2 protein-coding genes are annotated in these 1606 nt (G+C 55.5%); both read right to left on the bottom strand.

From position 1 onward, the window contains the following. A partial coding sequence (locus G7Y82_RS21075; RefSeq protein ID WP_168150112.1) for a hypothetical protein occupies positions 1-1241 on the bottom strand: 1241 nt, incomplete at its 3' end. A gap of 100 nt (positions 1242-1341) precedes the next feature. Beyond that, the coding region (locus G7Y82_RS21070; RefSeq protein ID WP_206370965.1) for a hypothetical protein at positions 1342-1606 on the bottom strand (265 nt) is incomplete at its 5' end.

The following is a 1606-nucleotide window of genomic DNA, read 5'->3' as shown; positions in this document are numbered from 1 at the left end:
ACCGCTTCGACGATCGGTGCATCTTCGATCGATGACCAATACGTTGTGAGCGAGTCGCCTATAGCGGCGACATCATCTTGTGTCGGCTTCGAAAACTCATTCGAACTACTGCCATCATCGTCGCTGTCAGAATCGACCACGACGTGACACGGCGTATCCGAGCTTCCGCAATCACCATTTCCAGCATCCGACGTTGTAGAACCACTATCGCTGCCGGTGTACTCTGAACCCGCCGCTACGGTCGACGAACCGTAATAATTCACGGTCTGACAATCAGTGTCGGATTTGCACAACGTGAACTGAACGTCAGCCGTCGACGTCGTCCCATCGGTGTTCGTCGGTGCAAGCGTTTGATCGGTCGAATCAGCGTTACAGAAAACAGAACCGCTTGTCGTTTGAACGCAGGGGCTTGAATCGGTCAGCTGCGCAGTGGTCACGCAACGATATTCACCGTTCACATATCCGCAATTCGCCTTGGACTCCGACACGCACGACGTACTGCCATTACCAGAGAGACACGAACCCGTAGAACCATCCGCAAGCTGCTGCTCGGGCTCAGCTTCAACGGTGTCGCCGGCCGCCGCACAAACATCGCCGGTGTACTTCATCGTGACCCACAGCACAGTACCGGAAAGAGCTTCAACCAATTTATGACCAGTGCCCTCCATCTGACAGCCCTGATAGCACGCGGTCTCAGATTGCTTAACCGACATGTTGTGCTCTTGATCAGCAACCGCGAGATTTATGCACTTCGCGGCATCTTCGGTGATGCAAGAACCATCACTATCGAGGACTTCACCATCCGGGCAAGTACAACCACCATCGGCGGTAAGAACCTGCCCGCCGGTACAATCCGAAACACAAGCACCGTCAGATTCAGAAGTGCCGGTAGGACAAGACGCCGACGTAGTCGATGCAACAGCAAATATCTGATACGACTGACACGAAGTACTACCAACCGGAGTCACCAAACACTGCGTCGCCTGCACTGAAGAACGAACAGCCGTAATCGAACTCCAATAGAAGCCGCTATAGCCGGAAACACCAGAAGCATTACCCGCAATATCGGGACGAGTACAACCAGAAAGATAAGCAGCCGCCCCATAGAAAACATCACCAACACTGCAAGCCGCTGCATATCCACCAGGCGAATAAACAGATGTAACGGTGTACTGAGTCACAGACGCAAAGACGCGTCCGGAAAGACAAAGCATCATCAAAACGAATAGAAGGCGGCCCATGCTACGGACGCTCCGATGCAGAAGAACACGAGATCAAACAGGCCTTGCACGTTTAGCCCCCGAAAGAAGTAAGGGGGCGAGTTTCCCCGCCCCCTACCCGTTACGGCCGGATTGCCCGGAGCAGGAACTTGCCGCCCGCGAAGGCGACATAGACCACAGCAGCAGCCGCGAAGACGGTAATCACCGCCGTGGCGACATCCGACCAGTCGGCCGCGGCCGTAATCGCGCTGTAGTCAACGGCCGCATTCGCAGCAGTCGCAGCCAGCGAACCACCCACCACGGCCAGACCAGCCGCACCCTTCACAACATTGCGCTTCGTGAGCGCGATTTCCTTCAACATGGCGCTGTCTCCCGACGTTGCCTGC

The organism is Solimonas marina, from assembly GCF_012241385.1.
GTDB lineage: Bacteria > Pseudomonadota > Gammaproteobacteria > Nevskiales > Nevskiaceae > Solimonas > Solimonas marina.
The sequence above is the reverse complement of the archived record's forward strand: the minus strand, read 5'-3'. Positions and strand labels throughout refer to the sequence as shown.